Here is a 26,578-nt window from a genome sequence, read left to right as displayed (position 1 = left end):
AACTGCAACCGGTGCGAACGATGCCGAGCTGTCCGACCGCTCGGCGCCGGAGCCGAGGACGGAGCCGCTGATGAAACAGGGCTCCGCCGGCAACGAGGGCAACAAGGTCGCCCCGAAGCGCGCCAAGAAGAAGGGGCTGCTGGGCCGTTTCTGGCTGGTGCTCACGATCGTGGCCGTGGTCGCGGTGTCGGGATTCGTGGTGTTCCGATTGCACGGCGTCTTCGGCGTTCACAAGGGTTCGTTCGGTGGCGGCACCTCGGGCGAGGTCCTCGACGAGTTCAACGCCAAGACGATCACGCTCGAGGTGTGGGGCTCACCGGGCAGCACGGCAACCATCAACTACCTCGACGAAAACTCCCATCCGCAGCAGGCCCTCAACGTGCCCTTGCCCTGGAGCAAAATATTGAGTTCAACAAAGCCCGGCATCCCGGCAAACCTGGTGGCGCAAGGCGACGGCAGTTGGATCGCCTGCCAATTCGTGGTGAACAACCACGACGGGCACGGTGACGTCATCAAGGCCCCGAATCGCTCGGACGCCAACGAAACCGTGAACCCCTTCGTCTACTGCCTGGACAAGTCGGCATGAGCGAGCCAGGCCAGGCACCGCCGCGCGTCGATCAGCCGCTGATCCCGCCGTTCCTGCCGCGGATGATCCACCGGCTCGCCCTGCCGATCGTCCTGGTGTGGCTGGGCATCGTCTTCATTACCAACACTGCGGCCCCGCAGCTGGAGGCCGTCTCCAAGACCCACTCGGTTTCGATGAGCCCGACTGACGCGACATCCTTTCAGTCGACGATGAAGGTCGGATCGACGTTCAAAGAATTCAACTCCGACAACTCCGCCATGATCTTGCTGGAGGGCGACAAGCCCCTCGGGGCAGAAGCCCATCGCTACTACGACGAGATCGTCAGGCGCGCCGAGCAAGACAAGCAACACGTTCAGCACGTCCAGGATTTCTGGAGTGATCCGCTGACGGCGGCGGGTTCCCAGAGCCACGATCAAAAGGCCGCGTACGTCCAGGTCTACCTCACCGGCAACATGGGTAGCGGGCAGGCCAGCGAGTCTGCCCTGGCGCTGCGCAAGATCGTGGACTCGGTGCCCGCGCCGCCGGGAATCAAGGCGTACGTCACCGGCCCGGGTCCGCTTTTCGCCGACCAGTCCCACGCGGGCGAGAAGGGCGTCGCGCTCGTCACTCTTGTCACTTTTTTGGTGATCGTGGTGATGCTGCTGTTCGTCTACCGCTCGGTCACCACCATGCTGATCATGCTGGCGATGGTGTTCATCGAGTTGGCCGCGGCTCGGGGCGTCGTTGCCTTGCTGGCGAACAACGAAATCATCGGACTCTCCACGTTCGCCAACAACTTGTTGGTGTTGATGGCGATCGCCGCCGGAACGGACTACGCGATTTTCGTGGTCGGCCGCTACCACGAGGCCCGCGGTCTCGGCGAGACCCGCGAACAAGCCTTCTACACCATGTTCCATAGCACCGCGCATGTCGTGCTCGGGTCGGGCCTGACCATCGCCGGCGCGATGTACTGCCTGAGCTTCTGCCGATTGCCGTATTTCCAGTCATTGGGCGCACCGTGCGCCATCGGCATGTTGGTAGCGGTGCTCGCGGCGTTGACGCTGGGCCCTGCAGTGCTGACCGTGGCGTCGTTCTTCAAGCTCATGGATCCGAAGCGCAAGCTGGCGACCCGGGGCTGGCGTCGCATCGGCACCGCGGTCGTCCGCTGGCCCGCGCCGGTTCTCGCGGTGACCATCGGGATCGCATTGGTTGGTCTGCTCGCCCTGCCCGGTTACAAGACGGACTACGACAACCGCCACTTCCTGCCGGCGGACACCCCGGCCAATTTCGGCTATGCCGCGGCCGACCGGCACTTCGACCAGGCTCGACTCAATCCCGAGCTGTTGATGATCCAGACCGATCACGACCTGCGTAACCCGGCCGACTTCCTGATCCTGGACAAGGTTGCCAAGGCGGTGTTCCACATCCCCGGCATCGGACGGGTGCAGACCATCACCCGACCGTTGGGCACGCCGCTCGACCACAGCACCCTCGGTTTCCAGATGGGTGCACAGGCCGCAGGGCGGATCCAGACCCAGCACTATCAGGAAGAGCAGGCGGCAAACCTGCTCAAGCAGGCGGACGAGCTACGCAAGACGATGGCGACGCTGCATGAGCAGATGCAGGTCACCCAGGACCTGAGCAACACCACGCACGAAACCACCAGGCTCACCAGGGAAACCGTGCAGATCACCGAGTCGTTGCGCGACGACATCGCCAACTTCGACGATTTCTTCCGGCCAATTCGCAGTTACTTCTACTGGGAGAGGCACTGCTACGACATTCCGGCCTGCTGGGCGATCCGGTCGATCTTCAACGCGCTCGATGGCATCGACCAGGTGGCGCAGAACATCGTGAACCTCAGCGCGAACCTGGACAAGCTGGACAAGATTCAGCCGAAGCTGGTGGCGCTGATACCGCCACAGATCGAGAGCCAGCAGCGCAACCTCGACACCGTCATGTCGAACTACGCGACCACGACGGGTCTCAACGAACAGGCGAAAGCGCAGTCCGACAACGCCACCGCCCAGGGCGATGCCTTCGATAAGGCCAAGAACGACGACACCTTCTACCTTCCGCCGGAGGCGTTCAAGAGCCCGGATTTCGCGCGGGGTCTGAAGAACTTCATCTCGCCGGATGGGCACGCCGTGCGCTTGATCATCTCCCATGAAGGCGACCCGGCGAGTCCCGAAGGCATCAGCCACATCGAACCGATCAAGCAGGCCGTGCACGAGGCGATCAAGGGCACGCCCTGGGAGGGCTCCAAGGTGTACCTCGGCGGTACCGCCGCGACGTACAAGGACATGCACGACGGCTCTGACATCGACCTGCTGATCGCCGCAATTGCCGCAGCCACACTGATTTTCATCATCATGCTGGTGATCACCCGAAGCGTCGTGGCGGCCGTTGTGATCGTCGGTACGGTGTTGCTGTCATTGGGCGCCTCATTCGGACTCTCCGTGCTCCTATGGCAGTACATCCTGGGCATGAAGTTGCACTGGATGGTGCTGGCGATGGCGATCATCCTGCTGCTGGCGGTCGGCTCGGACTACAACCTGCTGCTGATATCGCGGTTCAAGGAGGAAATCCACGCCGGGCTGAAGACGGGGACGATCCGCGCGATGGCCGGTTCGGGCTCGGTGGTTACCTCCGCCGGTCTGGTGTTTGCCGCCACCATGGCCACGTTCATGTTCAGCCCGCTGCTGGTGATGGCCCAGGTGGGTACGACGATCGCGCTGGGTTTGTTGTTCGACACCTTGATCGTGCGGTCGTTCATGACACCGTCGCTGGCCACCTTGCTCGGCCGCTGGTTCTGGTGGCCGCAGCACGTGCGCCCACGGCCGGCCAGCACCATGCTGCGGCCATACGGACCGCGTCCCGCCGTGCGCGAGCTGATCCTCAGCGGCGTCGAGGAGCGCCCGGCGGGTGGAGTGGTACAACCGCGCTGACTCTCCCATGAAGGGATCCCGTTAGGCCGGAAGGCATTTCACGCTGCTGAAGCGGGCTCAGGCGTAGGTGCGCAGCTGCACCATCTTGCGCATGACGTCGGAGAGCTTGTGCACCGGCGCCCCGCACGTCAGGCAGTAGCCGCCCGGGCAGCGGTTGATCCGGTCGACCTGCGCCAGCACCTGGGTCTTGAGCCGGCGCAGGCAACCGATGCACAGGATCTCGACGATGTTGCCGGACGGGTCGAGATTCGGCCGGTTGCATTGGTCCACGGCGTGCCGGTACACGATGTGCGTCGCGCGGTTGGCGCAGCCGCCCTCGGCCTGGCAGGTGATCTCCTGCCAGTCCAGCGTCGCCAGCGCGTCCGACTGGGGGTCTACCGCGCTCATCGCGTCCCCGAGGGGTCGCAGCATCCCGGCATGCGCATGTTGTCAATCCTGTAAAAGGTGGTCGAGCGGACCGGTGTCCCCAATTGCGCGGAATACCAGTCAAGAACTATTGATTTGTCCCCAAAAGCGGGGAAATAAACGATTCCCGACAGTCGCCGAGTTTAAACCGGCGCGTGAATAAAGGCCAGAGTGGATCTAGGACCAGTTCCATACCGACATGTCGCCGGGTGGGTATTGGTTGCACACGTCGGTGGCCTTGGCGACGACGCCCTTGTTGTTGAAGAAGATCTTCATGTGATTGACCCAGGCGAAGGTCAGCGGGTCGCCGTTGTAGAAGTTTTCGGAATAAGTCCTGCGGTCCTCTGGCGACAGCGAGTAAAACCAGTGCGCTTTGTCAATCACTGCCTGCTGAAGGTTGGCGTGGTTGTTGAAGTCGATCATGTACCGCTGGTAGTACACCGGGCTGGTGTCCCGCACGGCCGCCAGGTACTGCTCCGCGTCGCAGGTGGTCGCGATCTGCCTGCGGGGAACGGGGAAGTCCTCGGTGGAATCGGCCGCGGCCGTCTTCGGGAACGTCGCAGCCGCGATGCTCATGGCTACCAGGAAAGCAACAAAAACGACGCCTGCGCGCAGGCCGGAACTCAGCCGAGACATAGTCGTTACGGTAGCACTTTCACGGGGCCGATGGGGGGCCCGGGCCATATTCGTAGTTCATCTCACTATCGGTCGCGATCAGGCACGATGACGTGGCGGGGATCCGGCCGCAGCTCCGGCGGGGCCTGGCTGTAATCGCCGAACGGGCCGTCGCGGCGCTCGACCGCCGCGCGCACGCCCTGCGTCTTGGCCGTCTCGATGAATTCGAGCGCCTCGGGGGTGTTGCGCATCAGGCCGTCGAGGATGCCGCCCAGCATCTGTGTGGAGGCCAGGCCCATGTTCTCGTAGGCCTGGTTGACCACGAGCTTCTGCGCCCGCAACTGCGACAACGGGATTCGTGCCAGCTCGGCGGCGATCTCGGCGACGCGCGCCTCGAGCCGCTCGAACGGCACCGCCTCGTTGATCAGCTCGACCTCGGCGGCCTGGACGCCGGTCAGCGGCCTGCCGGTCAGCGAGTGCCACTTGGCCTTGGCCAGGCTCAGCCGGTAGAGCCACATGCCGGTCAGATACGCGCCCCACATCCGGCTGTACGGAGTGCCGATCACCGCGTCCTCGCTGGCGATCACGATGTCGGCGCACAGCGCGTAGTCGCTGGCCCCGCCGACGCACCAGCCGTGCACCTGCGCGATCACCGGTTTGGAGGCGCGCCAGATGGCCATGAACTTCTGCGTCGGCCCGGTCTCGCGCGCGCTGACCATCGCGAAGTCCTTGCCGGGATCCCACTGGCCGTCGGTCATCATCGCGTCGCCCCAGTGCGCAAAGCCGCCGCCGAAGTCGTAGCCGCCGGAGAACGCGCGACCGGCGCCGCGCAGCACGATGACCTTGATCTCGTGGTCGCGTTCGGCCAGCCCGATGGCCGCCTCGATCTCGTCGGGCATGGGCGGGACGATCGTGTTGAGGTGCTCGGGGCGGTTCAGCGTGATGGTGGCGACGGGGCCGGCCGTCCTGTACAGCAGGGTTTCGAAATTGGGTGTCGGCATGGCCCAAGTGTGGGCTAGCGCTCCTCGACCGGAGGGTCGGGCTGCCGGTTTTCCGGCGACGAAGCGTAAATTCGCCCGCCGATCTTCAGGTACGGCGTCGTCAGGTACGCCGAGAAGGCAACGACCGCGGAAAAGATGACCGCCACGACGACGGCGTTGGGCCAGAATTTGCCCACCCCGGCCGCGAACGAGACGATGCCGATGATCGAGGTGGCCCAGTAGAACCGGCGAGCGGGGCGGCGTTCCTTGATGAATCGGTAGCGCGCCTGCGCGGCCCCCACCACGATGAAGATCAAACCGGTCGCCAGCAGGGTGAGTTCGATGCGTTCGGTGGCCGCCACGCGACGATCCTATGGCCGGCCGAGGCGCGCCGCCCCGAACCCGCCCCCACAGCCCGGGCCGCTAGCATGTCCAACCAGGTGGGGGTGGGAAGGTCGGCCAGTGGGCGGGGCGGCGTTCGAACGTAACCGGCTGCCCAGGTTGATCGGCCAGGGAGCAATGGGCAAGGTGATCGCGACGGCGGCGGCCGTCGTGTTGGCGCTGGCGCCGTTGACCGTGCCGGCCACCTCGCCCGGCGTGGCACAAGCGGCTCCGTGCGCCGGCGATGGGTCGAACCCCGCGTCCTGCCAGAACTGCTTGGCGTACGTGGAGGAGTACCACACCGCGAACGTCTGCTACGCCGCCGCGCCGCCCCGCTCCGCCCAGCCGCCCCCGAGCAGGGTGCCGGTGTGGACGCCGGAGCCGCTTCCGCTGGAACCCGCGCCGCCGGTGCAACCGCCCCGCGCCGTTCCGCCGAGCCCCTCGACCCCCACCCCGGTTGCGGTGCAGACCCCGAAACTGCCGCCCGGCGCGGCGGGCAACGCCTCGGTGGTGGCGCCGCCGAAGGGCCTGGACGCGCCGCCGAACGCGGTCACGGACGCCAAGGCCGCCCCGGCGACGCGGATCAACCCCGCCAGCCCCCTGGAGCCGCCGAGCCAGGTGTACGACTTCAATCGCCAGGTGCAGAACGTGGTCGACGCCCACGGCGGCAACGTCGACCTGATCAAGGCCGACAACCGGGAGTTGGTGCGCCCCCGGCATTGGGACTACGTCGACTACGACGACGACCACCGCCCGGCCCTGTTCAACCCGCTCAGCGAGGCGATGACCTTCCGTTACTTCTACGACGGCGCCTATCGGGAGGCGTTCGTGCCGGCCGGGGGCCGGATCGTGCTCGACGCCGCCGCGGCCGGCGTGGTCCCGTTCACCGCGGTCGGCTACAGCCACGTCGCGTCGGGCAGCTTCTACGGCGGGGCCTGGATACCGCCGTCGGGGTCGAGCGGCCCGCCGCCGCCGAGCTACCAGCCGCCGGCGCCCCCGGAGGTGTACCAAGACGTCGCCGCCGATGTCGTCGCGGCCAACCAGACCGTGGCGGTCGGTCAAGTGGTGGTGCTGGGGCACGACGCCGGCCAGCCCGCGGGCAGCCAGGACACCTTCCTGCTCGACGACTCGACCCTGGCCTGGGGTCAGGTGAACGATCCCAGCAGCCCGGCCCAGATCAGGGTGACCAGGACCCAGTCGCTACCGGGCGCCGGGCCGACCGACAACGGCAGCTACCTGGTGGCGCTGGCCGCTCTCAAGGCGCCCGCCCAGCACGCCGAAGCCTGGTGGCCGTCGGCGCTGAGGTACGGGGGGCTCGCGATGGCAGTCGTCGTTGTCGCCTGGCTGATCGGTCGCCGGAACCGGCGCGAGGATCTAGACCTCTAGGGGTGGTTAACGCAGAACGCCACGCACATCGCCGAGACGGGAATGGACACCCATTGCGTTTGCCCGTCCGCCTGGCGCTCGCAGTAGATCGGGCCGGGATTGCCCCACACTTTCGCGCCCTCCGGCGCGCATGGCTTCCCAAGGTCGGTATCGGCGTGCGCCGGGCCACTTCCCAGGAGGATCGCGATGGGAGCGACGGCCGTCAACGTCGCCACGCCGATGAACCTCAGTGCTCGCATGATGCACGCCTTCCTCGACAAAATCAGTTAGATCACCTTAGATCTTAGTCCGGCCGACAGCGTGCGCCACAGGAAGGAGAAGCTGAGCGCCGACTTGAACGCGACCTGTTCGTTGTCGGCGGCGCCGGCATGCCCGCCCTCGATGTTCTCGTAGTACCAGACCGGGTGGCCCGCGGCCTGCAGGGCGGCCGTCATCTTGCGGGCGTGGCCGGGGTGCACCCGATCGTCGCGGGTGGACGTGGTCATCAGCACCGGTGGGTAGTCGCGGGCCTGCGAAATGTTCTGGTACGGCGAGTAACCGGAGATGAACGCCCAATCGTCGGGATTGTCCGGGTCGCCGTATTCGGCCATCCACGACGCCCCGGCCAGCAGCAGGTGGTAGCGCTTCATGTCCAGCAGCGGCACGTCGCAGACCAGCGCGCCGAACCGCTCCGGGTATTGGGTCAGCATGATGCCCATCAGCAGCCCGCCGTTGCTGCCGCCCCGGGCGCCCAGCTGCCCGACGGTTGTGACGCCGCGGTCCACCAAATCGGTTGCCACCGCGGCGAAGTCCTCGGCGACCTTGTGCCGGTTCTCGCGCATCGCCTGGGTGTGCCAGCCGGGCCCGTACTCCCCGCCGCCGCGGATGTTGGCCAACACGTAGCTGCCGCCGCGGGCCAGCCACAGCCGGCCCAGCACGCCGCTGTAGGCCGGCGTGTTGGCGGTCTCGAATCCGCCGTACCCGCTCAGCAGCGTGGGACCGGGCCCGTCGGCATCGCTGCGCCGCACGACGAAGTACGGGATCGAGGTGCCGTCCTCCGACGCGACGAAATGCTGTGACACGGACAGGTTTTCGGCGTCGAAGAACGCCGGGGCCGACTTGATCGGGTCGAGCGGCCCCTCGCCGGTGCCCCGCATCAGGCGCGACGGCGCGAGGAACCCGCTGGAATCGAGGAAGAACTCGTCGCCCTTGTCGTCGGCCGCGACGACGACGGTGTTGGTCGCCGCCGGGATGTCCGCGACCGGCTCGCGGCGCCAGTCGCGCGGGGTGACGATTTCCACCCGGCTGGCCACGTCGGCCAGCGTGACCATCAGCAGGCGGTCCTTCGTCCAGGCGTAGTGGTTCAGCGCGGTGTGCTCGTCGGGCTCGAATACCACGTGCAATTGCGCTGTGCCCGCGAGGAATTCGTCGTAGTCGGCCGCCAGCAGCGAACCCGCGGCGTACGTCGCGTCGCCGAGGTACCAGTCGGTGCGCAGCTCGATGAGGATCCACTCGCGGTGCATCGACAGGCCCGCATCGGTGGGCGCGTCGATGCGGATCAGCTCCGGGCCGCGCAGCTCGTAGACCTCTTCGTTCCAGAAGTCGAGCGCCCGGCTCAGGAAGGTGCGCTCGAAGCCCGGCGTCCGGTCCACCGAGGCGGACACCCGGACGTCGGAGCGGGCGCCCTCGAAGACGGTCTGCGCCTCGGCCAGACCGGTGCCGCGCCGCCATCGCTTGATCACGCGCGGGTAGCCGGACTCGGTGAGCGAGTCGGCACCGAAGTCGGTGCCCACCAGCACGGTGTCGATGTCGGCCCAGGCGACCTGCGACTTGGCCTCGGGCAGTTCGAACCCGTCGGGAACGAATTCGCGTGTGAGCATGTCGAATTCGCGCACGACCGACGCGTCCGAGCCGCCGCGGGACAGGCCGACCAGCGCCCGGGTGTGGTCGGGTTCGATGACACCGGCGCCCGCCCACACCCATTTCGTGTCGTCGGTGCGGCCCAGCTCGTCGACGTCGATGAGCACGTCCCACTCCGGCGAAGAGGTGCGGTAGCTGTCCAGCGTGGTGCGGCGCCACAGCCCGCGCGGGTTGGCGGCGTCGCGCCAGAAGTTGTAGAGGTGTTCGCCGCGGCGGACCACATACGGGATGCGGGCATCGGTGTCGAGCACCTCGAGGGCCTCGCCGCGCATCCGCTCGAACTCCGCGTCGCAAAACTCGGCCAGGGTGGGCTCGTTGCGCGCGCGTACCCAGGCCAGCGCGTCGTCGCCGGTCACGTCCTCGAGCCAGAGGTAGGGGTCTTGGGAGCTCGTCATGGCAGCCATTCTGGTCCCGGCGGTAGTGTGAGGTGTGTTACACAGGGTCGAACGAGGAGCGGGCAGATGACTGTTTTCGCACGTCCGGGCGCCGCCGGAGCGTTGATGTCGTACGAAAGCCGGTACGAGAACTTCATCGGGGGCCAGTGGGTGGCCCCCGCGGGCGGCCGCTATTTCGAAAACCCGACGCCGGTGACCGGCCAGACCTTCTGCGAGGTCGCCCGCTCCGACGAGGCCGACATCGACAAGGCGCTGGACGCCGCGCACGCGGCGGCCCCGGCGTGGGGCAAGACCGCGCCCGCCGAGCGGGCGGCGATCCTGAACAAGATCGCCGACCGCATCGAGGAGAACACGGCCGCGCTGGCGGTGGCCGAAGTCTGGGACAACGGCAAACCGGTCCGCGAGGCGCTGGCCGCCGACATCCCGCTGGCGGCCGACCACTTCCGGTATTTCGCGGCGGCCCTGCGCGCGCAGGAGGGTTCGCTGTCGCAGATCGACGAGGACACCGTCGCCTACCACTTCCACGAGCCGCTCGGGGTGGTGGGACAGATCATTCCGTGGAACTTCCCCATCCTGATGGCCGCGTGGAAGATGGCGCCGGCGCTGGCCGCCGGCAACGCGGTGGTGCTCAAACCCGCGGAGCAGACGCCGGTTTCGGTGCTCTACCTGATGTCGCTGATCGGTGACCTGTTGCCGGCCGGCGTGCTCAACGTCGTCAACGGCTTCGGCGCCGAGGCGGGCAAGCCGCTGGCGTCGAGCAACCGGATCGCCAAGGTCGCGTTCACCGGCGAAACCACCACCGGGCGGCTGATCATGCAGTACGCCTCGCAGAACCTGATCCCGGTCACCCTGGAGCTCGGCGGCAAGAGCCCCAACATCTTCTTCTCCGACGTCATGGCCAAGGGCGACGACTTCCAGGACAAGGCGCTGGAGGGCTTCACCATGTTCGCCCTCAACCAGGGCGAGGTGTGCACCTGCCCGTCGCGCAGCCTGATCCAGGCCGACATCTACGACGAGTTCCTGGAGCTGGCCGCGATCCGCACCAAGGCGGTCCGGCAGGGCGACCCGCTGGACAGCGAGACGATGCTGGGCTCGCAGGCGTCCAACGACCAGATGGAAAAGATCCTGTCCTACATCGAAATCGGCAAAAACGAAGGCGCGCAGGTCATTTGCGGCGGCGAGCGTGCCGAGCTGGGCGGCGACCTCGCGGGCGGCTACTACATGCAGCCGACGATCTTCGCCGGCAACAACAAGATGCGGATCTTCCAGGAGGAGATCTTCGGGCCGGTGGTGGCGGTGACGTCGTTCACCGACTACGACGACGCGATCTCGATCGCCAACGACACCCTCTACGGCCTGGGCGCCGGCGTGTGGAGCCGCGACGGCAATACCGCCTACCGGGCCGGACGCGACATCCAGGCCGGCCGCGTGTGGGTCAACTGCTACCACGTTTACCCGGCGCACGCCGCGTTCGGCGGCTACAAGCAGTCCGGCATCGGCCGGGAGAACCACAAGATGATGCTCGACCACTACCAGCAGACCAAGAACATGCTGGTGTCGTACTCCGAAAAGGCGCAGGGATTCTTCTGATGGCCTGCGGTGCGGTGATCACCGCCGGGGCCGCGGACCTGCTGGCGCGCCTGCAGGAGCGGCACGGCCCGGTCATGTTCCACCAGTCCGGCGGCTGCTGCGACGGGTCGTCGCCGATGTGCTACCCGTGCGGAGATTTCCTGGTCGGCGACCGCGACGTGTTGCTCGGTGTGCTCGACGTCGGGGACGGCGTGCCGGTGTGGATCTCGGGCCCGCAGTACCAGACCTGGAAGCACACCCAGCTGGTCATCGACGTCGTCCCGGGACGCGGCGGCGGGTTCAGCCTGGAGGCGCCCGAGGGCGTGCGATTCCTGTCGCGTGGGCGCGTGTTCACCGACGAAGAGCAGGCCGAGCTGGCGGCCGAACCCGTCATCACGGGCGCCGCCTACGAGCGCGGCGAACGCCCGGCGGCGCGCGGGCGCGTGGTGGCCGTCGACGCCGGATGACGGCGCTACCCTCGTCAGCGTGATCCCGCTCCCGCGCCCCCGGCCGCTGGCCGGCGCCATGCTGATGGGCTGCGCGGTCGGCGTGCTGGCCGGGGTCGCGCTCACCGTGTCGGTCCATGCGAGGATCCGGCCCGACGTCGTCATCGCGCTGGTGCTCGGGGCTCCCGCCGCGCTCGGCCTGCTGACGGTCCTGTTCTCGGGGCGCCGCTGGGTCACCGCGCTGGGTGCGTTCATCCTGTCGCTCGGGCCGGGCTGGTTCGGCGTGCTCGTCGCGCTGCGGGTGACCTCCGGTGGCTGACGACGAGGACACCGGCACGCAATCGTGGGTGCCGGACTTCTCCGACGACGATGACGATGCGACCGGTCCGCGGCCGGCCGAGGAGGCCGAGCCCGCCCCGGACGTCAAGGAGGAGGCCGCCGAGGAGGATGCCGGGGCCGATGGCGGCGGCCTGCCGGTGCAACCGGTCACCGTCCCCGGCCGCTACCAATACCTGCGGTGGTGGCACCTGGTTCTGGTGCTTTTCGGCGGGTGGATCGTGGCGGGCGTGGTCGGGCTCGGGCTCTTCTACTGGTGGTATCACTCGATCGACAAGACGCCCGCGGTGTTCACGGTCCTGGTGTACGTCGTGGCCTGCGCGGTGGGCGGCGTGCTGCTGGCGATGGCGGAGGGCAGGCCGCTGGTCTCCGCGCTGTCGCTCGCGGTGATGTCGGGGCCGTTCGCCTCGGTCGCCGCCGCGGCGCCCCTGTACGGCTACTACTACTGCGCCCACACCGGCCACTGCCTGATCGGCATCATCCCGTACTAGCCCATTAGGGTAGGGCTCGTGACTTCCCACTATGACGTCGTCGTCCTCGGGGCCGGTCCCGGCGGATATGTCGCGGCCATTCGCGCCGCGCAGCTCGGCTTGAACACCGCGATCATCGAGCCGAAGTACTGGGGCGGAGTCTGCCTCAACGTCGGCTGCATCCCGTCCAAGGCGTTGCTGCGCAACGCCGAACTCGCGCACATCTTCACCAAGGAGGCCCAGACCTTCGGCATCGGCGGCGAGGCGACCTTCGACTATGGCGTCGCCTTCGACCGCAGCCGCAAGGTGGCCGAGGGCCGCGTCGCCGGCGTGCACTTCCTGATGAAGAAGAACAAGATCACCGAGATCCACGGGTACGGCCGGTTCACCGACGCGCACACGCTGTCCGTCGAATTGAATGAAGGCGGCGCTGAAAATCCAGCGACGGTCACGTTCGACAACGTCATCATCGCCACCGGCAGCAGCACCCGGCTGGTCCCGGGAACGTCGCTGTCGGAAAACGTGGTCACCTACGAGGAACTGATCCTGACGCGGGAGCTCCCGCAGTCGATCGTCATCGCCGGCGCGGGGGCCATCGGCATGGAGTTCGGCTACGTGCTGAAGAACTACGGCGTCGACGTCACCATCGTCGAGTTCCTGCCCCGCGCGCTGCCCAACGAGGACGCCGAGGTGTCCAAGGAGATCGAGAAGCAGTTCAAGAAGCTGGGCGTCAAGGTCTTGACCGCAACCTTGGTGGAGGCCATCAACGACGACGGCTCGGTGGTCACCGTCACCGTCAGCAAGGACGGCAAGTCCGAGGACCTCAAGGCCGAAAAGGTGTTGCAGGCCATCGGTTTCGCGCCCAACGTCGAGGGCTACGGCCTGGAGGCGGCCGGCGTCGCGCTGACCGACCGCAAGGCGATCGGCATCACCGACTACATGCGCACCAACGTCGACCACATCTACGCCATCGGCGACGTGACCGGCAAGCTGATGCTCGCCCACGTCGCCGAGGCCATGGGCGTGGTTGCGGCCGAAACCATCGCCGGCGCCGAGACTTTGGCCCTCGGCGACTACCGCATGCTGCCGCGCGCGACCTTCTGCCAGCCCAACGTCGCGAGCTTCGGGCTCACCGAGGAGCAGGCCCGCGACGAAGGCTACGACGTCGTGGTCGCCAAGTTCCCGTTCACCGCCAACGCCAAGGCGCACGGGGTGGGCGACCCCAGCGGCTTCGTCAAGCTGGTCGCCGACAGCAAGTACGGCGAGCTGCTGGGCGGACACCTGATCGGCCACGACGTGTCCGAGTTGCTGCCCGAGCTGACACTGGCCCAGAAGTGGGACCTCACCGCCACCGAGCTGGCCCGCAACGTGCACACCCATCCGACCATGTCGGAGGCGCTGCAGGAATGCTTCCACGGCTTGACCGGCCACATGATCAACTTCTGAGCTTGCCAATGATCCGCAGCGACACCGTGATTGGCGTCATCGGCGGCGTCGCCGCGGGTTATGCCCTGTGGTTGGTGGCCTTTTCGCTAGCCGACGACAACGCGGCGGTGGGCCAGTGGGCCCCGACGGTGCTGCTCGGCTCGGCCGCGCTCGCGGTCGGCGCAGTGCTGTGGGGACTCGTGCAACGCCGCCGCGGGAAATACGCGTGGTCGGGCTTCGGCTTCGGCCTACCGGTCGCGCCGCTGGCGCTGACGCTGGCGGTGCTGGCCGACGTGTACTTCTAGCTGGGCTTGTCCAACGGGATGGCCAGGGCCGACATCGTCGCGGCCAGCCCGTCGTATTGGCTTGCCAGCAAGCAGAATTCGATGAGCTGGCGCCGATCCAGGTGGGTCGCCAGCTGCCGCCAGGTGTCCTCGGTGACCGTGCGATCCTTGACGAACTCGTCGGTGGCCGCCAGCAGCGCCTGCTGCCGCACCGTCAGGCGCGCCTCGACCCGGTCCAGCTTCTCGGGCCAGGCGAAGATGGCGGCCTGCAGGTCGTCGTCCAGGCCCTGATGGCGGGCCATCCCGCGGTGGTGCTGCAGCTCGTATTCGCAGCCACGCACGTGCGCGACCCGCAGGATCACCAACTCGGTGTCGATCGCCGGCAGCCGGCCCCGCAGCAGGCGTCCGCTGTACATCGACCAGGTCCAGAACAGCGCGCGGCGCTGTCCCAGGGTGGTGAACAGGTGCATCTCCGGCACCCCCATCCGGCGCGCGGCCGCCTTGGCCATCACCCAGTTGATGGGCCCCAGCTCGCGGAACCGGCCCGACGGGATCCGGCCTGCCGGCGCGGTCACGGCTGCTTCACCAGGTACGGCGACACGGTGCTGCGGTGCTCGTCCAGATCCAGCGCGCGGCCCAACGCCGGGAACGCCCGCTGCGGGCAGTTGTCGCGCTCGCACACCCGGCAGCCCGCGCCGATCGGTGTGGCGATATCACCCGACAAGTCGAGTCCTTCCGAGTAGGCGAGCCGGTGCGCGTGGCGGAGCTCGCAACCCAGCCCGATCGCGAAGGTCTTACCGGGCTGACCATACCTCGCTGCGCGGCGCTCCACGGTGCGAGCCACCCACATGTAGTTGCGCCCGTCGGGCATCTGGGCGATCTGCACCAGGATCTTGCCGGGGTTGGCGAAGGTCTCGTAGACATTCCACAGCGGGCACGTCCCGCCGCTGGAGGAGAAGTGAAAACCGGTGGCCGACTGCCGTTTTGACATGTTGCCGGCGCGGTCCACCCGGACGAACGAGAACGGCACGCCCCGCATCGTCGGCCGTTGCAGCGTCGAAAGCCGGTGCGCGATGGTCTCGTAACTGGCCGAGTAGAACGATGACAGCCGCTCGACGTCGTAGCGGAAATTCTCTGCGACGTCGTGGAATTGGCGGTAGGGGAGCACCGCGGCCGCCGCGAAGTAGTTGGCCAGCCCCAGCCGCAGCAGAGTGTGCGACTCCTCGCTGGTGAACTTGCCCTCGGCGACCAGGCTGTCGATCAGGTCACCGAACTCCAGGTAGGCCAATTCGGCGGCCAACTTGAACACCTGCTGACCCGGGGAGAGGTGATTGCTGATCTCCAGCGTCTTGGTGCCGGGGTCGAAGCGGTGCAGGACGGTGTCGCCGAGATCGATGCGCCTGACGATGTGCACCCCGTGCACCTCGGTGAGCCGGCGCGTCAGCTCGCGGGCCAGGTCGCCGTGGTGCAACCGCATCTTGATGGTGAGGTCCTCGGCGGCGGTGTCCAGCTCGTGCAGGTAGTTCTGGCGTTGGTAGAAGTAGTCGCGCACCTCTTCGTGGGGCATGGTGATCGACCCGCTGCCGCTGCCGTCGGAGTACCGCTCCTCGGTGGCCGCGGCCAGCTGCGCGGTGGTGATCCGGTAGCGCCGGTGCAGGTTGACCACCGCGCGGGCCAGCCCGGGATGGGCGCTGACCATCTCGGCGACTTCGGTCGGGTCGACGTCGATGTCCAGGTCGCGGTCCATGGTCACCTCGCGCAGCTCGGCGACCAGCCGGGTGTCGTCCTGGGAGGCGAAGAAGGTCGCGTCCACCCCGAACACCTCGGTGATCCGCAGCAGCACGGCCACCGTCAGCGGGCGAACGTCGTGCTCGATCTGGTTGAGGTAGCTGGGCGAGATCTCCAGCATCTGGGCCAGCGCGGCCTGGGAAAACCCGCGCTCGTTGCGGAGTTGCCGAACGCGGGAGCCGACGAAAGTTTTGGCCACCTAACGAAGCGTACCCGGCGCTGCGAAGGCCCGGTTCGCAGAGTTGGCACCGCGGCGCCTTCGGGTCATGATTGGTGATCCCGAGTTGCGATTTGGCATTATTCGCGTCGGGTATGGGGGCTAACCTGGGTTAGCGATCTGGAGGGAGGGACGCCGTGAGCCTGGACAAAGAACTGATGCCGGTTCCCGACGGCCATCCCGACGTGTTCGGTCGCGAGTGGCCGCTGCGGGTCGGCGACATCGACCGCACCGGCCGGCTGCGGTTGGACGCGGCCGCCCGCCACATCCAGGACATCGGCCAGGACCAGCTGCGCGAGATGGGCTTCGAGGAGACCCATCCGCTGTGGATCGTCCGGCGCACCATGGTCGACCTGATCCGCCCGATCGAGTTCCAGGACATGCTGCGGTGCCGGCGCTGGTGTTCGGGAACCTCGAACCGCTGGTGCGAGATGCGGGTCCGCGTCGACGGACGCAAGGGAGGCCTGATCGAATCCGAGGCGTTCTGGATCAACATCAACCGGGAGACCCAGATGCCGTCGCGCATCGCCGACGACTTCCTGGCGGGCCTGCACAAGACCACCTCCGTGAATCGCCTGAAGTGGAAGGGCTACCTCAAGCCCGGCAGCCGCGACGACGCGACCGAGATCCACGAGTTCCCGGTCCGGGTGACCGACATCGACCTGTTCGACCACATGAACAACTCGGTGTATTGGAGCGTCGTCGAGGACTACCTGGCGTCGCACCCCGAGCTGCTGCGGTGGCCGTTGCGCACCACGATCGAGCACGAGGCGCCGGTCGCGCTGGGCGACAAGCTGGAGATCATCTCGCACGTCCACCCGGCCGGCTCGACCGATCAATTCGGTCCCAACTTGGCCGATCGCGCTGTTACAACGCTCACATACGCCGTCGGAGACGAGACGAAAGCCGTCGCCGCGATCTTCGCTTTGTAGCGGTACCTCCGGTCTCATCAATTCCCGTTCTGACCTGCTGAAATATGGTTACCGACCGGTAGCTTCTGTAACGGTTCAGTTAGCGTTCATCTTCGCAAGGTTTGCAAACTCGCACGATCTTGTGGCGGAAATTCGCAAATGAAACGGGTGGACCTGCAGGAACGAGGTGTGCCATCTTCGAGTTAGCACGCCAGTGAAGTTGAGCCATAGCTACCGTCGCAAGCCGGTTGGCGTGGACCGTTCAGCGTTAACTCAGTAATGATGACCGTTTAAGGAGTAAGCCCAATGTCTGTCGTTGGCACCCCCAAGAGCGCCGAGCAGATCCAGCACGACTGGGACACGAACCCCCGGTGGAAGGGCGTCACGCGCACCTACACCGCCGAGGACGTCGTCGCGCTACAAGGCAGCGTCGTCGAGGAGAACACCCTGGCCCGCCGCGGCGCGGAGGTGTTGTGGGAAGAGCTGCACGACCTGGAGTGGGTCAACGCGCTGGGTGCGCTGACCGGCAACCAGGCCGTACAGCAGGTGCGCGCCGGCCTGAAGGCCATCTACCTGTCCGGGTGGCAGGTCGCCGGTGACGCCAACCTGTCCGGTCACACCTACCCCGACCAGAGCCTGTACCCGGCCAACTCGGTGCCGCAGGTGGTCCGCCGGATCAACAACGCGCTGCTGCGCGCCGACCAGATCGCCAAGGTTGAGGGCGACCGGTCGGTGGAGAACTGGCTGGCCCCGATCGTGGCGGACGGCGAGGCCGGCTTCGGCGGCGCGCTCAACGTCTTCGAGCTGCAGAAGGCCATGATCGCCGCCGGTGTCGCGGGTTCGCACTGGGAGGACCAGCTGGCCTCGGAGAAGAAGTGCGGTCACCTGGGCGGCAAGGTGCTGATCCCGACCCAGCAGCACATCCGCACGCTCACCTCGGCCCGGCTGGCCGCCGACGTCTGCGACGTTCCGACCGTGGTGATCGCCCGGACCGACGCCGAGGCGGCGACGCTCATCACGTCCGACGTCGACGAGCGCGACCAGCCGTTCATCACGGGCGAGCGCACCCGCGAGGGTTTCTACCGGACCAAGAACGGCATCGAGCCCTGCATCGCGCGGGCGAAGGCCTACGCTCCGTTCGCCGACCTGATCTGGATGGAGACCGGCACCCCGGACCTCGAGCTGGCGCGCAAGTTCTCCGAGTCGGTGAAGGCGGAGTTCCCCGACCAGATGCTGGCGTACAACTGCTCACCCTCGTTCAACTGGCGCAAGCACCTGGACGACGGCACCATCGCGAAGTTCCAGAAGGAGCTTGCCGCAATGGGATTCAAGTTCCAGTTCATCACGCTGGCCGGCTTCCACGCGCTGAACTACTCGATGTTCGATCTGGCCTACGGCTACGCCCGCAACCAGATGAGCGCCTACGTGGAGCTGCAGGAGCGCGAGTTCGCCGCCGAGGAGCGTGGCTACACCGCCACCAAGCACCAGCGCGAGGTCGGTGCCGGTTACTTCGACCGGATCGCGACCACGGTGGACCCCACCTCGTCGACCACGGCGCTGACCGGCTCGACCGAAGAGGGCCAGTTCCACTGAGTTAGTCTGCCGGCCAGCAGACGCAGAATCGCACGTTTGCGATTGAGATCATGCGAGTCTGCGTCTGCTCGCGGCTGAAGTAGCATAGGCCCCGCCCGGCCACGCTGGGCGGGGCCTATTGCGGTGCATGACAATACGACTCGGGAGAGAGACAACAAGTGAGCGACGCAGCGATCCAGCGGGTCGGGGTTGTCGGTGCCGGGCAGATGGGCTCGGGCATCGCCGAGGTCTCCGTCCGCGCGGGAGTCGACGTAACGGTGTACGAGCCGACCGAGGCCCTGATCACGGCGGGGCGCAACCGCATCGTCAAGTCGCTGGAGCGGGGCGTCAGCGCCGGCAAGGTGACCGAGCGGGAGCGGGACCGCGCGCTCGGCAAGCTGACCTTCACGACCGATCTGAAAGACCTGGCCGACCGCCAACTGGTGATCGAGGCCATCGTCGAGGACGAGGCCGTCAAGGCCGAGCTCTTCGCCGAACTGGACCGGGTCGTCACCGATCCCGACGCCGTGCTGGCGTCGAACACCTCCAGCATCCCGATCATGAAGGTCGCCGCAGCCACCAAGAACCCCCAGCGCGTGCTGGGTCTGCACTTCTTCAACCCGGTCCCGGTGCTGCCGCTGGTCGAGTTGGTGAGCACGCTGGTCACCGACGAGGCCGCCGCCGCCCGCACCGAGCAGTTCGCCGGCGCGGTGCTGGGCAAGCAGGTGGTGCGCTGCTCGGACCGGTCCGGCTTCGTGGTCAACGCGCTGCTGGTGCCCTACCTGCTGTCGGCGATCCGGATGGTGGAGGCCGGCTTCGCCAGCGTCGAGGACGTGGACAAGGCCGTCGTCGCCGGGCTGTCGCACCCGATGGGCCCGCTGCGGCTGTCCGACCTCGTCGGCCTCGACACCCTCAAACTCATCGCGGATAAAATGTTCGAAGAATTCAAAGAACCGCAATACGGTCCGCCGCCGTTGCTGCTGCGCATGGTGGAGGCCGGTCGGCTGGGGAAAAAATCCGGTCAAGGTTTTTATATTTACTGACGCGGCCGGGCGGCCATGTAGCGGCCGATCTGCGCATCCGATATTATCCTCCGGGTCAAACAAACGAGAGGCGTATCGGGCAACCATGACTTCGTTGGAGCCGTATTACGAAGAGTCGCAATCTATCTATGATGTATCGGACGAGTTTTTTGCGCTATTCCTAGACCCAACAATGGGCTATACCTGCGCTTACTTCGAGCGAGACGATATGACCCTCGAGGAAGCTCAGAATGCGAAGTTCGACCTGGCGCTGGGAAAGCTGAACCTCGAGCCCGGGATGACGCTGCTCGACGTCGGCTGCGGCTGGGGCGGCGCGCTGCACCGGGCGGTCGAGAAATTCGATGTCAACGTGATCGGAATTACGCTCAGCCGCAACCAGTTCGAGTACAGCAAGGCCAGGCTGGCGGGAATCCCGACCGAGCGCAACGTCGAAGTGCGGCTGCAGGGCTGGGAAGAGTTCGACGACAAGGTTGACCGGATCGTCAGCATCGGGGCATTCGAAGCGTTCAAGGCGGAGCGTTGGCCCGCGTTTTTCGACCGCGCCTATGACGTCCTTCCCGATGACGGCCGGATGCTCCTGCACACAATCTTGGCGCATTCACAGAAGCAGATGCACGAGCGGGGTATCGCGCTGACGATGAGCGACGTGCGATTCACGCGATTTATCTACACCGAAATTTTCCCGGGCGGTCAGTTGCCGGCGCAGGAAGACATTGAAGCGCTGGCGCCGGCGGCAGGATTTTCCGTCGAAAGAGTGCAATTACTGCGTGAGCATTATGAACGGACGCTGAATATCTGGGCGGCCAATCTGGAGGCGAACAAGGAAAAGGCGATCGCCATCCAGTCCGAAGAGGTCTACGAGCGCTATATGCACTATTTGACGGGCTGCGAGGACTTCTTCCGCAAAGGCATCAGCAACGTCGGCCAGTTCACCCTGACCAAGTAGCGTCCGCGGTCACCTACCGGGCGGCGCCGGCCCCGGCCGGCGCCGTCGGTCACTTCTCGCAGGTGAACTGGTTGACGTCGGTGTAGCCCTGGCGGAACAGCTTGGCGCAGCCGGTCAGGTACTTCATGTACCGGTCGTAGACCTGCTCCGACTGGATCGCGATGGCCTCGTCCTTGTTGGACTCGAGCGCCGCGGCCCAAATTTCCAGCGTCCTCGCGTAGTGCAGCTGCAACGACTGGATCCGGCTCACCTTGAAACCGGCGTCGGTCGCGTGCTCTTCGACCGACGGGATCGTCGGCAGCCATCCGCCGGGGAAGATCTCGGCCAGGATGAACTGGGTGAAGTGAACGACCTCATGGGTCAACGGAGTGCCCTGCGCCCTGGCCTCCTTGAAGGTCGGACGGGTGATGGTGTGCATCATCATGACGCCGTCGGCCGGCAGCACCCGGTAGGCCATCTTGAAGAAGTGGCCCCAACGCTGGCGGCCGAAGTGCTCGAACGCGCCGATGGAAACGATGCGGTCGACGGGCTCGTCGAACTTCTCCCAGCCCTCCAGCAACACCTGCGTCGAGCGCTTCGTGTCCAGCTGGTCGAACGTCTGCTGAACGTGCTCGGCCTGGTTCTCCGACAGCGTCAGGCCCACGACGTTGACGTCGTACTTCTCGATGGCGCGCCGCAACGTGGCGCCCCAGCCGCAACCGACGTCGAGCAGCGTCATTCCCGGCTCGAGCCCGAGCTTGCCCAGCGACAGGTCGATCTTGGCGATCTGCGCCTCCTCGAGCGTCATGTCGTCCCGCTCGAAGTAGGCGCAGCTGTAGGTCTGGGTGGGGTCGAGGAACAACCGGAAGAAGTCGTCGGACAGATCGTAGTGCGCTTGCACGTTCCCAAAATGCGGCGTGAGCTGCACAGACATGAGCAGTAAGCCTTTCTGTATCTCGGGTTCCGGGCGTCCTGGCGACCAGGCGCCCCGGGTTCACCCCCGATGCATCCCCTGCATGCTAGCCGTTAAGGCCGTACAAGTCGCATCGCCGAAGTCGGCTTTGCGTCACACGTGGGTCACAAAGCGGTGTGCAACACGGCGCCCGCCGCAAGCCCCAGGACCAGCAGCGCACCCGCCTGGCGCACGTGCACCCAGGCCAGCGCCGCGTACCACAGCGGCCACACCGGAAAATTCGGTGGCGGCTCGTCGGGCCTCGGGCGGCGGAAATACGGCCACACCTTCGCCAGCCGCGGCAGCGCCAACGCGACGATCAGCGCGGGCCACGGCATCGCCCCCACCGCGACGGCGACGGCCACCAGCACATAGAAGCCGACCATCATGCCCAGGGTGACGGTCCGGGCCCGCGCCTCGCCGAGCAGCACGGGCACGGTCCGGATGCCCAGCGGCTCGTCGTAGGGAATCTTGTCGATGTGCTTGCCCATCAGCACCGTCGTGCACAGCAAGCCGTAGGGCAGCGATGCCACGACGACGTCCCAACCGACCGTGCCCACCGCGGAGTAGTAGGTGCCGCACACCATCAGCGGGCCCCACACGACGAAGACGTCCGGTTCCCCGAGGCCGCGCTTCTTCAGCCGCAGCGGTGGCGCCGTGTAGGCGACGCTGAGGGCGAACCCGCCGAGCGCGAACGCCACCACCGGCCACCCCCGCGCCCAGGCAAGCGTCACCAGGATGGCCAGATCCGCGACGTTGACCACGAGGATCGCCAGGACGAGGGTGCGGCGGCTGATCAGCCCTGAGAGCACCGGGTGCGGGGCGTACAGCGCGCGCGGGTAGGTGGCGCTGTCGGTGCCGACCTGGGTGTCGTAGAGGTCGTTCATCAGGTTGTTGGCGGTGTGCGCCAGCGTGATGCCCAGCACGGCAACGGCCAGCCAGCGCCAGTCCAGCCCGGGCTTGCCGACCGCCAGCAGGGCCGCCACCAGGCCGGCGACCAGGGTCATCGGCAGCACCGCCGCCCGGGTCACCACGAGCCACCGCGTGACGGCGTCGACCGGCCCATCCGGGGGTGGGTTGGTGGTGCGAAGCGCGTACGCCCACGACCGCAGGCGCGAGCCCGCGCTCACGTCAGTCATCGGGCGCCCATCTCATGACTCTCGCGGGGGCAGGATCGGCGAGGGGTGCGGCTGCCCGCGGAACTTCTCCAGCGACCCACCCGCCTCGACGATCCCACAGATCGCGCTCCAGCTCAGCATGGTCAGGTAGTCGATCAGCTCGTCGGCGCTCATCCGCGGGTCGGAGATCCAGGAGTGGGTGGCCAGCTGCACGCCGCCGACCATGATGTAGGACCACGTCTCCACGCCGCCCGTGTCCATCCCGGCCTCCTGCATGCGGCGCCGCAACATCATGGCGAGCATTCGGGCGATGATTCGCTCCGAGTCGGCGATCACCTTGCTCTTGGTCGGCGAGCTGTTGGCCATCACGAACCGATAGGGCTCCGGCTCGTCGGCGACGGTCTCGACATACACCCGGATGATCTCGCGGGTCAGGTCGAAGCCGTCCAGGTTGGAGGTCAGCGCGCCCGCCATGTTGGGGATCAGCGTCGACTGCGCGAAGCGCATCAGCACCGCGGTGGTCAGGTCGTTCTTGTCGACGAAGTAGCGGTACAGCACGGTCTTGGAGACACCGATCTCCGCCGCGATCTCGTCCATGCTCAGGAAGCGGCCGTGCCGGCGGATCGCCACGATCGTGCCGTCGACCAGCTCGTTGCGGCGCTCCACCTTATGTTGGTGCCAGCGCCTTTTGCGACCATCCGTCTTCACGGCCACAGCCGGGATCCGCTCTGCCAATCTCGCCGCTTCCCACTCATCAGACGCCCCCGATACTACGGCTTGCGCGGGCCGTTTTGGCGGATGGGCCGGGCGTGCGCGGGCCGTCCCAGCAGCGCGGTAACACTAACTGGCGGCGGGGATACATGATGGTGTGGTGGCACACCGAGCCTCACCCGGCGGCGACGCACCGGCCGGGCAGCTCCGCACCTCCCTGGCGGAATCCTTCGCCGGGGCGGATCCGGAGGCCGACGCCCAGCGGCGGGTGGCGCTGCGCCGCATGAAGATGGTTGCCCTGAGCTTCCTGGTCGGCGCCACGGGCCTGTTCCTGGCCTGCCGGTGGGCGCAGGCCCACGCCATCACGGCGACCTGGGTCGGCTACGTCGGTGCGGCCGCGGAGGCCGGCATGGTGGGCGCGCTGGCCGACTGGTTCGCGGTCACGGCGCTGTTCAAGCACCCGCTGGGCATACCCATTCCGCACACCGCGATCATCAAGCGCAAGAAGGACCAACTCGGGGAGGGCCTGGGAACCTTCGTGCGGGAGAACTTCCTGTCGCCGCCCGTCGTCGAGACCAAGCTGCGCGACGCCCAGGTGCCCAGCCGGCTCGGTAAATGGCTCTCGGAGGCCGCGCACGCCGAGCGGGTGGCCGGCGAGACGGCGACGGTGCTGCGGGTGCTGGTGGAGCTGTTGCGCGACGAGGACGTCCAGCAGGTGATCGACCGGATGATCGTGCGTCGCATCGCCGAACCGCAATGGGGCCCGCCGGTGGGCCGGGTGCTGGCGACCCTGCTGGCCGAGAACCGCCAGGAGGCGTTGATCCAGCTGCTGGCCGACCGGGCGTTCCAGTGGTCGCTGAACGCCGGGGAGGTGATCCAGCGCGTGGTCGAGCGTGACTCACCGAGCTGGTCGCCGCGGTTCATCGACCACCTCGTCGGCGACCGGATCCACCGCGAGTTGATGGACTTCACCGACAAGGTGCGCCGCAACGCCGACCACGAGTTGCGCCGTTCGGCGACGCGCTTCCTGTTCGAGTTCGCCGACGACCTGCAGAACGACGCGGAGACCATCGCGCGCGCCGACGCCGTCAAGGAACAGCTGATGGCGCGCGACGAGATCGCCAACGCCGCGGCGACGGCGTGGAAGACGCTGAAGAGGCTGGTGCTCGAGGGCGTCGACGACCCCTCCAGCACCCTGCGGACCCGCATCGCCGACACCGTGGTCCAGATCGGCGAGTCGCTGCGCGACGACGCCGAGTTGCGCGACAAGGTCGACAACTGGATCGTGCGGGCGGCCCAGCACCTGGTCTCGGAGTACGGGGTGGAAATCACCGCGATCATCACCGACACGATCGAGCGCTGGGACGCGGAGGAGGCCAGCCGGCGCATCGAGCTGCACGTGGGCCGTGACCTGCAATTCATCCGGATCAACGGCACCGTGGTCGGGTCGCTGGCCGGGCTGATCATCTACGCCGTCGCGCAGCTGCTTTTCTAGGGGTGCTAACAAGTGCTTGCAAAAGCAAGCACTGGGTCGTAGGCTGGGGCCATAAGTCACGCCAACCGATCCGAGGAGTAGCGATGCCGCAGGAGGAGAAGCTCTCCGCCAAGGTGTCGACGGCGGCCTCCGATATGGCCTCCGACCTCGGCAGCTTCATCCGCGACCTGCGTGAGAACGCGCAAGTCTCGGTGCGGCAGCTGGCCGAGCGGTCCGGCGTCAGCAATCCGTACCTGAGCCAGGTGGAGCGCGGACTGCGCAAGCCGTCCGCCGACGTCCTGAGCCAGATCGCGAAGGCGTTGCGGATCTCCGCCGAAGTGCTCTACGTGCGGGCCGGGATTCTCGAGCCCAGCGACAAGAACCAGGTGCGCGACGCCATCATCACCGACACGGCGATCACCGAGCGCCAGAAGCAGATCCTGCTCGACATCTACGCGTCATTCGCCGAGCAGAACGAATCCAATTTCGAGGAGAGTCCCAGCGAATCCGACAGCGACGAGTGAGGCATTCGCAGTCGCGCCAGTGACACCGATGACTTGGTGACGCATAGATGCCAAGCCGCTTGGTTACCCGAAGGGAAGGGGTTTGACGCCAGGCCCACCAAGTCCGGATGCCCGGCCCACGCTGCGAACTCGATCAGCCGACCCGATCAATCAGGAGGTTCCCCCGGCAAGATGCGGGCCACGTCAATCCGCGGGTCTTGACCCAGTCCCCGCCTGCCCTTCTTCCAGATCAGACACGCAGTAGCCCCGATAAGAAACAAATTATGAAAGGAAACACCATGGCTGAAAACCCGAACGTCGAGGACTTGCGGGCCCCGTTGCTGGCGGCGCTCGGCGCGGCCGACCTGGCGCTGGCCACCGTCAACGACCTGATCACCAACCTGCGCGAGCGGGCCGAAGAGACCCGCACCGAGACCCGCAGCCGGGTCGAGGAGCGCCGCGCCCGCCTGTCCAAGCTTCAGGAGGACCTGCCCGAGCAGTTCACCGAGCTGCGGGAGCGCTTCACCTCCGACGAGCTGCGCAAGGCCGCCGAGGGCTACCTGGAGGCCGCGACCAGCCGCTACAACGAGCTGGTCGACCGCGGCGAGGCCGCCCTGGAGCGCCTGCGCAGCCAGCGGCCCTTCGAGGACGCCTCGGCGCGCGCCGAGGGTTACGTCGACCAGGCCGTCGAGCTGACCCAGGAGGCGCTCGGCACCGTCGCGACGCAGACCCGCGCGGTCGGCGAGCGCGCCGCCAAGCTGGTCGGCATCGACCTTCCCAAGAAGGCCGAATCGGCCAAGAAGGCCCCGGCCAAGAAGGCGCCCGCCAAGAAGGCTGCGGCCAAGAAGGCTCCGGCCAAGAAGGCCTCGGCCAAGAAGGTCACCCAGAAGTAGCCTCCACGCGCGACTCCGAGTTGTCCCCGGACAACTCGGAGTCGACGTTTTGGACGGTGCCCGCATACCCTTGATGCGTGACCCACGCCGTGAGCATCGTCATGTTCGTCCTGCAGATCGCCGTCGCGCTGACGGCGGTGTACGCCTTCGTGCACGCCGCGCTGCAGCGAACCGACGCCTATACCGCCGCAGACAAGCTGACCAAGCCGGTGTGGTTGGTGATCCTCGGCGTGGCAGTGGCACTTTCGTCCGTCTTGAGCTTCGTGTTCGGCGTGCTGGGCATGGCGATCTCCGCCTGCGCCGCCGGCGTGTATCTGGTCGATGTGCGGCCGAAACTCCTCGAGATTCAGGGCAAGTCGCGCTAGCG

At 66.8% G+C, this 26,578-nt stretch carries 28 protein-coding genes; 17 read left to right on the top strand and 11 right to left on the bottom strand.

The features are described 5' to 3' along the window. The first annotated feature begins 70 nt into the window (after positions 1-70). Complete coding sequence (locus AC5Y2S_RS11675; protein ID WP_499956299.1) at positions 71-586, top strand: MmpS family transport accessory protein; 516 nt, start codon at positions 71-73, stop codon at positions 584-586. After that, positions 583-3,513: an MMPL/RND family transporter gene (locus tag AC5Y2S_RS11670; RefSeq protein WP_499956298.1), complete on the top strand. Its 2,931-nt coding sequence runs from the start codon at positions 583-585 to the stop codon at positions 3,511-3,513. The genes AC5Y2S_RS11675 and AC5Y2S_RS11670 overlap by 4 nt, the downstream gene beginning before the upstream one ends. Positions 3,514-3,570: 57 nt before the next feature. Here the strand turns inward: AC5Y2S_RS11670 and AC5Y2S_RS11665 are convergent, their stop codons facing one another. The 4 genes from AC5Y2S_RS11665 to AC5Y2S_RS11650 all read right to left on the bottom strand — a co-directional run bounded on the left by AC5Y2S_RS11665 (position 3,571) and on the right by AC5Y2S_RS11650 (position 5,875). Further along, positions 3,571-3,924 carry a hypothetical protein gene (locus tag AC5Y2S_RS11665; RefSeq protein ID WP_499956297.1) on the bottom strand — a complete coding sequence of 118 codons (354 nt, stop codon included), beginning with the start codon at positions 3,922-3,924 and terminating at the stop codon, positions 3,571-3,573. 171 nt (positions 3,925-4,095) lie between these two features. Then, complete coding sequence (locus AC5Y2S_RS11660) at positions 4,096-4,554, bottom strand: DUF5078 domain-containing protein (RefSeq protein WP_067009291.1); 459 nt, start codon at positions 4,552-4,554, stop codon at positions 4,096-4,098. Positions 4,555-4,619: 65 nt separating this feature from the next. Next, the gene (locus AC5Y2S_RS11655; RefSeq protein WP_499956296.1) at positions 4,620-5,534 is read right to left on the bottom strand and encodes a crotonase/enoyl-CoA hydratase family protein; all 915 of its coding nucleotides are present in this window, start codon (positions 5,532-5,534) and stop codon (positions 4,620-4,622) included. Positions 5,535-5,548: 14 nt separating this feature from the next. Beyond that, on the bottom strand, positions 5,549-5,875 hold the full coding sequence (locus AC5Y2S_RS11650) for a hypothetical protein (RefSeq protein WP_499956295.1): 327 nt from the start codon (positions 5,873-5,875) through the stop codon (positions 5,549-5,551). Positions 5,876-6,032: 157 nt separating this feature from the next. Between AC5Y2S_RS11650 and AC5Y2S_RS11645 the strand changes: the two genes are divergently transcribed. After that, positions 6,033-7,280: a hypothetical protein gene (locus AC5Y2S_RS11645; protein ID WP_499956294.1), complete on the top strand. Its 1,248-nt coding sequence runs from the start codon at positions 6,033-6,035 to the stop codon at positions 7,278-7,280. Here AC5Y2S_RS11645 and AC5Y2S_RS11640 read toward each other — a convergent pair. Further along, positions 7,277-7,519, bottom strand: a complete 243-nt coding sequence (locus tag AC5Y2S_RS11640) for a hypothetical protein (protein ID WP_499878862.1) — start codon at positions 7,517-7,519, stop codon at positions 7,277-7,279. The genes AC5Y2S_RS11645 and AC5Y2S_RS11640 overlap by 4 nt on opposite strands. Before the next feature lie 27 nt (positions 7,520-7,546). After that, positions 7,547-9,583, bottom strand: coding sequence for a prolyl oligopeptidase family serine peptidase (locus tag AC5Y2S_RS11635; protein WP_499956293.1), 2,037 nt, complete (start codon positions 9,581-9,583; stop codon positions 7,547-7,549). Positions 9,584-9,640: 57 nt separating this feature from the next. Here AC5Y2S_RS11635 and adh point away from each other — a divergent pair, with 57 nt between their 5' ends. Genes adh through AC5Y2S_RS11605 form a run of 6 tightly spaced genes read left to right on the top strand, consistent with a single transcriptional unit; the run spans position 9,641 to position 14,125 of the window. After that, positions 9,641-11,164, top strand: a complete 1,524-nt coding sequence (adh, locus tag AC5Y2S_RS11630; RefSeq protein WP_499956292.1) for an aldehyde dehydrogenase — start codon at positions 9,641-9,643, stop codon at positions 11,162-11,164. Then, entirely contained in the window at positions 11,164-11,610 is a 447-nt protein-coding gene (locus tag AC5Y2S_RS11625; RefSeq protein ID WP_499956291.1) for a DUF779 domain-containing protein, read from the top strand. Before adh ends, AC5Y2S_RS11625 begins: the two co-directional genes overlap by 1 nt. A 19-nt stretch (positions 11,611-11,629) precedes the next feature. After that, positions 11,630-11,908, top strand: a complete 279-nt coding sequence (locus AC5Y2S_RS11620) for a putative holin (protein ID WP_499956290.1) — start codon at positions 11,630-11,632, stop codon at positions 11,906-11,908. Then, positions 11,901-12,416 carry a hypothetical protein gene (locus AC5Y2S_RS11615; RefSeq protein WP_499956289.1) on the top strand — a complete coding sequence of 172 codons (516 nt, stop codon included), beginning with the start codon at positions 11,901-11,903 and terminating at the stop codon, positions 12,414-12,416. Before AC5Y2S_RS11620 ends, AC5Y2S_RS11615 begins: the two co-directional genes overlap by 8 nt. Before the next feature lie 18 nt (positions 12,417-12,434). Then, a complete protein-coding gene (gene lpdA, locus AC5Y2S_RS11610) occupies positions 12,435-13,841 on the top strand; it encodes a dihydrolipoyl dehydrogenase (protein ID WP_499956288.1) in 1,407 nt (468 codons plus the stop codon). Positions 13,842-13,849: 8 nt separating this feature from the next. Beyond that, positions 13,850-14,125 (top strand): hypothetical protein, encoded by a 276-nt coding sequence (locus AC5Y2S_RS11605; protein ID WP_499956287.1) that lies wholly within the window; start codon positions 13,850-13,852, stop codon positions 14,123-14,125. On the opposite strand, the gene AC5Y2S_RS11600 is transcribed toward AC5Y2S_RS11605, so the two are convergent. Continuing rightward, positions 14,122-14,679 (bottom strand): carboxymuconolactone decarboxylase family protein, encoded by a 558-nt coding sequence (locus AC5Y2S_RS11600; RefSeq protein ID WP_499956286.1) that lies wholly within the window; start codon positions 14,677-14,679, stop codon positions 14,122-14,124. The two genes, AC5Y2S_RS11605 and AC5Y2S_RS11600, sit on opposite strands and share 4 nt — an antisense overlap. Then, positions 14,676-16,091, bottom strand: a complete 1,416-nt coding sequence (gene ramB / locus AC5Y2S_RS11595) for an acetate metabolism transcriptional regulator RamB (protein ID WP_499956285.1) — start codon at positions 16,089-16,091, stop codon at positions 14,676-14,678. Before ramB ends, AC5Y2S_RS11600 begins: the two co-directional genes overlap by 4 nt. Positions 16,092-16,246: 155 nt before the next feature. Here ramB and AC5Y2S_RS11590 point away from each other — a divergent pair, with 155 nt between their 5' ends. The 4 genes from AC5Y2S_RS11590 (at position 16,247) to AC5Y2S_RS11575 (ending at position 20,581) form a co-directional block, all read left to right on the top strand. After that, positions 16,247-17,041, top strand: coding sequence for an acyl-ACP thioesterase domain-containing protein (locus tag AC5Y2S_RS11590; RefSeq protein ID WP_499956284.1), 795 nt, complete (start codon positions 16,247-16,249; stop codon positions 17,039-17,041). 285 nt (positions 17,042-17,326) lie between these two features. After that, entirely contained in the window at positions 17,327-18,613 is a 1,287-nt protein-coding gene (aceA, locus tag AC5Y2S_RS11585) for an isocitrate lyase (protein WP_499956283.1), read from the top strand. A gap of 158 nt (positions 18,614-18,771) precedes the next feature. Further along, positions 18,772-19,635, top strand: coding sequence for a 3-hydroxybutyryl-CoA dehydrogenase (locus AC5Y2S_RS11580; protein WP_499956282.1), 864 nt, complete (start codon positions 18,772-18,774; stop codon positions 19,633-19,635). Positions 19,636-19,720: 85 nt separating this feature from the next. After that, on the top strand, positions 19,721-20,581 hold the full coding sequence (locus tag AC5Y2S_RS11575; RefSeq protein ID WP_499956281.1) for a cyclopropane mycolic acid synthase family methyltransferase: 861 nt from the start codon (positions 19,721-19,723) through the stop codon (positions 20,579-20,581). A 49-nt stretch (positions 20,582-20,630) separates the two neighbouring features. Here the strand turns inward: AC5Y2S_RS11575 and pcaA are convergent, their stop codons facing one another. The 3 genes from pcaA to AC5Y2S_RS11560 form a co-directional block, all read right to left on the bottom strand. Beyond that, positions 20,631-21,494: a cyclopropane mycolic acid synthase PcaA gene (pcaA, locus tag AC5Y2S_RS11570; RefSeq protein WP_499956280.1), complete on the bottom strand. Its 864-nt coding sequence runs from the start codon at positions 21,492-21,494 to the stop codon at positions 20,631-20,633. Positions 21,495-21,637: 143 nt separating this feature from the next. Next, positions 21,638-22,651 carry a prenyltransferase gene (locus AC5Y2S_RS11565; RefSeq protein ID WP_499956279.1) on the bottom strand — a complete coding sequence of 338 codons (1,014 nt, stop codon included), beginning with the start codon at positions 22,649-22,651 and terminating at the stop codon, positions 21,638-21,640. 12 nt (positions 22,652-22,663) lie between these two features. Continuing rightward, a complete protein-coding gene (locus tag AC5Y2S_RS11560) occupies positions 22,664-23,365 on the bottom strand; it encodes a TetR/AcrR family transcriptional regulator (RefSeq protein WP_499903141.1) in 702 nt (233 codons plus the stop codon). 133 nt (positions 23,366-23,498) lie between these two features. Between AC5Y2S_RS11560 and AC5Y2S_RS11555 the strand changes: the two genes are divergently transcribed. The 4 genes from AC5Y2S_RS11555 (at position 23,499) to AC5Y2S_RS11540 (ending at position 26,576) form a co-directional block, all read left to right on the top strand. Beyond that, entirely contained in the window at positions 23,499-24,836 is a 1,338-nt protein-coding gene (locus AC5Y2S_RS11555; protein WP_499956278.1) for a DUF445 domain-containing protein, read from the top strand. A gap of 83 nt (positions 24,837-24,919) precedes the next feature. Further along, the gene (locus tag AC5Y2S_RS11550) at positions 24,920-25,339 is read left to right on the top strand and encodes a helix-turn-helix domain-containing protein (RefSeq protein ID WP_499903143.1); all 420 of its coding nucleotides are present in this window, start codon (positions 24,920-24,922) and stop codon (positions 25,337-25,339) included. A gap of 278 nt (positions 25,340-25,617) precedes the next feature. Then, positions 25,618-26,211, top strand: a complete 594-nt coding sequence (gene hbhA, locus AC5Y2S_RS11545) for a heparin-binding hemagglutinin HbhA (RefSeq protein ID WP_499956277.1) — start codon at positions 25,618-25,620, stop codon at positions 26,209-26,211. 101 nt (positions 26,212-26,312) lie between these two features. Continuing rightward, positions 26,313-26,576: a DUF2516 family protein gene (locus AC5Y2S_RS11540; RefSeq protein WP_499956531.1), complete on the top strand. Its 264-nt coding sequence runs from the start codon at positions 26,313-26,315 to the stop codon at positions 26,574-26,576. Positions 26,577-26,578 lie beyond the last annotated feature (2 nt).

It is taken from the genome of Mycobacterium sp. NGS69, assembly GCF_059812165.1.
Note: the sequence above shows the minus strand (reverse complement) of the source record. Positions and strands in the feature narration are given on the sequence as shown.